The sequence below is a fragment of the Kribbella sp. genome, assembly GCF_035687465.1.
Lineage (GTDB): Bacteria > Actinomycetota > Actinomycetes > Propionibacteriales > Kribbellaceae > Kribbella.
The window spans coordinates 1-4,693 of sequence record NZ_DASRXP010000206.1 but is presented as its reverse complement, the minus strand read 5'-3'; the positions used below and the strand labels follow the sequence as shown (position 1 = coordinate 4,693).

Genomic DNA, 4,693 nt, shown 5'->3' with positions numbered 1-4,693 from the left:
ACCGCCAGCACTCATCAACACGCCGCCGACCCACGAGTTCCCGCGTGCCCCCGCCTGCACCCGACGCCGAGCGGGAGGTTAGTGAGTGGTGGGGGTTCGGGAGGTCAGCTTCCGAGTGCGGCCGGTTTGGGGGCTCGGAGGCCGGAGCTGCGGAGTTCCAGGTCTGCTAGCCGCGCGATCACGGCGGAGTCCCGGTCGCGCCAGGCCGTGACCGGGTCGTCGGAGATCTTCGCGAGCTTGTGCATCGGCTGGTTGGCCATCGCCCGGAGCGCGAACAACTCCAGATCGGCCGCGTTGTCGATGAACTTCTGCGCGGCGCTGGCCCTCCTGGAGAAACGGATCCGCCGCCAGGACCAGATCAGTACGGCGAACAGCACCGGCAACCCGATCGTCATACCCGCCAGCAGATACGCGAGTTGCTCGACCGCGTGCGCCTGATCCCGCCCGGCCTCCGCCAACCGCGCCGCCGCCGACGCAGCCCCGTCAACCGGCGCCCGCAACTCGTCCCCTACCAACGGCACCTTCCCGACCGGCTCCGACATGCTCCGCAGATCCCCGGCCAGCCCGTCGCCCGCCTCAGCCGCCTTGCGCCCCGGGTACCCCAGCGCGTTGGTGATCTTCAAGACGAACAACCCCAGCGCGACCCAGACAGCGATCCACCCCAGCAGCCAGAGATCCCCGACCACCTGCCAGAACCGCTGCACCCCAACATCGGAGTAAGCCTTCACGCCCACCATCCCTTCTCTGCCCCGTGCCGCCTGTCCCATGCCCATTCCCGCTCCGCGCGACACTCTCCCCCAAGGTCAGATCGAGGTGAGGGATCGACCGGCGAAGGCATTTTTCGTCCGTGCGGCTCGTTAGGGTTCCGGTGTGGTGATGAATCTAGGGCCGCTGAGTTACCACCGGGGCGTATTGGCACATACGCGCCGGGTGGATGAGCGTGCCTGGGAATCATTGCGGGCGAAGGAGGCGGGCGGGGACGAGCTGGGTGAGGCCTTACTGCGGAACACCTATCGCCTGGATGAGGTGAGTCACCCGGCGGTGCATGCGGCCGGCAGGCGTGCAGCGGAGGCGTTGGGGCTGGGTGTCGAGATCGAGTTCTTCCAGGCCCGCGGCAGTGGCGATCCGAACGCGTTGTTGCTGCATCAGGCAGACAAGGCGGTCATCCTCTTCGAGGGGCCGTTGCTGGAGCGGCTGGACAGCGACGAACTGACCGCGGTGTGCGGCCACGAGTTGGCGCACCGCCTGCTCTGGACCATCGACGACGGCGCCTACCTCGCAGTCGACCGGCTGTTGGATGCCGCGTCGGCCGATGCCAGGACCCCGCCGCAGTATATGGAGACCCACAGGCGCTGGGCGCTCGCCACCGAACTGTTCGCCGACCGAGGCGCGTTCACTGCATGCGGAGACCTCAGTACTACGGTCCGCGCGCTGCTGAAGCTCCAGACCGGACTGTCCAGCGTGGACCCCGAGGCCTATCTCCGGCAGGCGAGCGAACAGGATCTCAGTGTCGGCAGCCGTGGGACGAGTCATCCCGAGGGAGTCGCCCGGGCCTGGGCCTTGCAGAACTGGCTGAACGACGAGGACGTCGAAGGGCTGATCACCGGACCACTCGACGTGGATGCGCCGGATCTGCTCGACGCGGTTCTGCTCAGAGAGGTGAGCATGGACTTCGCCGCCCGGATCGCCCAGACGGAAGGCCTGCGCACGGACACGGTGGCCACGTTTGCGGCTGGGTTCGCAGATCCGCCCGGGCCGCTCGGCGTACCGGGTGGGGCCGTGGTGCGGTTCGACGAGCCGTTGGCGGTGCGGCCGGTCGACGGTGCGCCGATGCCACGGCCGAGGACGTTGACCGCGGCAACGAAGCAGTACCTGTGTTACCTCCTTCTGGACCTCGCCACGGCTGATCCCGAGGCCGGCGATCCCGCGCTGCTCGCGTCGATGGCAGTCGCCCGCCGCGCGGGACTCACGCCGTACGACGATCTCGCGGACGACGAGCTCGGGTGGAACGACAAGCGCCGGGCCGAGCTCGCCGCGGCCGCGGATGAGTTGGTCGGATGATGGCGGAGGATCTGGTCGCTCTGGCGGTCTCCCAGGGCGGGCTCGGCAGCGACGCGTTGCTGGCTGCTGTGCTTCCGCTGTTCCGTGCGACAGCCGAGGTGCACGAGCGCGGACTGGTCGCGCCGCTGCGAGGGATCGACCGCATCACGGTCGACGAGCGGGCGCGACTCGGGTTCGCGCCGGAGGACGCCACCCGGCCGACCGAGGTCCCGGTCGAGATCGCCGCCAGGGAGGCGCATCGGGCCGCGGCCGTCGAGGTGGTCGCCCATCGTCAGTACGAGACGGACCTCGGCGAGAGCGGCGGGGCGCCGGTGATCCAGGTGGTCGAGCCCTTGCCTGAGGCAATCACCGCACCCGTGCACGTGACGGGCTGGCAGAGCTGGGAACACGTGGTCGGTCATCACGATCCGCTGACGGACATCTTCAGTCTCGGGCAGCTGCTGATCGGCCTCGGCTTCGGGCTGGATCTGTCCCGCGCTGAGGACGTCGCCCGGCTGATCGGTGCTCGCGGCAACCTTTATTCGCTCGACGCGTCACTGCATCCGGTGATCGTCTCGGTGGCGGCGCAGATGGCCGAGCCCGACCGGCACCACCGGGCGCAGGATCTGCGATCGCTGATCGAGCAGCTGGAGAACTACCGGGACCAACCGCTCGACTTCGATGTCGACGCGATCACCCAGGGCGCGGCGGACCGGCGTACGGCGGTGCTGAAAACCCTCAGGGACAGGCTTTTCGACCTGTCCAGGCGCAACCGGCTGGTGACCTTCCGGCACACCGCGCAGACATTGAACCTGACCGAGGTGTCGGTCCCGCTGATGCTCGACGTACGCAACATCCGCGAGCAGCAGCTGTTCACCTGGAACGCCGAGCTGGCCAAGACCCTGATGAGCACGACGCCAGTCTCGCTGAGCAAATGGATCCGGTACGACGAGGCGCCGTACGCCGCGAACGCGCTGGACAAACTGATCTCCACTGCCCGGAGGGACCGCGCGGAGTACGGTCAGGACCAGCTGCGGCTGGTTCCCGCGTTCCTGCGGTGGCATGACCTGAAGAACGACCCGGCGACGCGGCTGGCGTCTCCCCTGGTGCTGGTCAAGGTGGAGCTCGCGAAGAAGCGCGGCGTGCGGGATTCCTACACGTTGCGGATCGCTGACCCGATGGCGGAGGTGAACCCGACGCTGCGGCATCACCTGCACCAGTTGTACGGGATCACGTTGCCGGACAAGGTGGATCTGACCGAGCCCGGCGCGATCGGCGTACTGCATGAGCGGTTGACCCGGGAGATCCAGGCGTCGGAGCCAGGGCTGCAGTTGCATCTGCGGGAGAAGCCACGGATCGATCTGGTTCGGCAGCGGGCGATGCTCAAGCTGCGGAACTATCGGCGCCGGCAGCATGGGAACACGGCGAACGAGTTCGGCGGACGGCATTACGCGTATTCCTACCGGCGGTCGGACTACCAGCCGCTCGGTGTGCAGATCTTCCGGCAGCAGTTGGCTGCCCAGGACCTGCCGCTGAGCATCGCGCTTGGTGGTGCGCCGCGTCGGCCGGCGGCGATCGAGACGGATACCTACACGCTCGACACCGAGGGCAGCCCGTACTCGTGGGACGTCGATCTGTGTGCCGTCGCGCTGGCGAACTTCAACTACCGCACGCTCGGTCTGGTCCGGGACTACGACGAATTGCTCGAGAGCGGGCAGTCCTGTCCGTCGTTCGACCAGCTGTTCTCGGATCGGCCGCGGCCGATCAGCAGCGAACCGCCCGAACTGCCGACGGCCGAGCGGCACCTGGTCGTGCCGGCGGATGGTTCGCAGGTCGCCGCGATAGCGCGGGCGCAGCGGGGCGAGAGCTTCGTCATCCAGGGCCCACCGGGGACAGGCAAGTCGCAGACGATCACCAACATGATCGCGGACTTCGTGGCGCGCGGGCAGCGGGTGCTGTTCGTCTGCCAGAAGCGTGCGGCGCTCGATGTCGTGCACGCGCGGCTGGCGGGCCGCCGGTTGGAGGGTCTGTGCACGCTCATCCACGACTCCCAGGCAGACAAGAAGGCGTTCGTCCACGGGCTGCGCGAGACGTACGAGACCTGGCTGGCCGCCGAGGACGACCTGGAGGAGCTGACCGTACGCCGGGACGCGCTCGTGGCCCGAGTGGATCGCCTGCTCGCAACCGTCGGCGAATTCGAGAACCTCCTCGCCGAGGGCGCTTCGCCGGCGGCCAAGGGCGGTTCGCCGATGGCGGCCGGTGGTCCGCAGGTGCCGGCAGGCGATTCGCAAGTGCCGGCAAGTGGTTCGCCGAGGCCATCCGGCGATTCGCCTGTGCCGGCGGGCGGTTCGCTGGTGGCGGCGGGCGGTTCGCTGCTGTCGGCGGGCGGTTCGCTGAGTCTTCGTGAGGTGGTGAATCAGCTGGCGGAGCTTCGGGATCAGCGGTGGGGGGATGAGCTGGAGGCTGCCGATCGGCTGCTGATTCCTACGCCGAGCGATTGGTGGCCCGCTCGGGCGGCGGTCGCCAAGGTGGCGGAGACGCTGGCCGAGGCGGATCCGGCGAGTGGCGGTCTGCTGGCCCGCAGCCCGCTCGCTTTCGTCGCCCCGGAGGTCTGGTCCGCTCCCGCCGCGGACGCGGAGATCCCGGTTCGCGC

3 protein-coding genes are annotated in these 4,693 nt (G+C 68.7%); 2 read left to right on the top strand and 1 reads right to left on the bottom strand.

From position 1 onward, the window contains the following. Positions 1 to 104: 104 nt before the first annotated feature. Positions 105 to 728, bottom strand: coding sequence for a hypothetical protein (locus tag VFG33_RS10320; protein WP_325024891.1), 624 nt, complete (start codon positions 726 to 728; stop codon positions 105 to 107). A 202-nt stretch (positions 729 to 930) separates the two neighbouring features. Between VFG33_RS10320 and VFG33_RS10315 the strand changes: the two genes are divergently transcribed. Next, a complete protein-coding gene (locus VFG33_RS10315; protein ID WP_325024888.1) occupies positions 931 to 2,061 on the top strand; it encodes a M48 family metalloprotease in 1,131 nt (376 codons plus the stop codon). Next, a partial coding sequence (locus VFG33_RS10310) for a DUF4011 domain-containing protein (RefSeq protein ID WP_325024886.1) occupies positions 2,058 to 4,693 on the top strand: 2,636 nt, incomplete at its 3' end. The genes VFG33_RS10315 and VFG33_RS10310, both read left to right, overlap by 4 nt.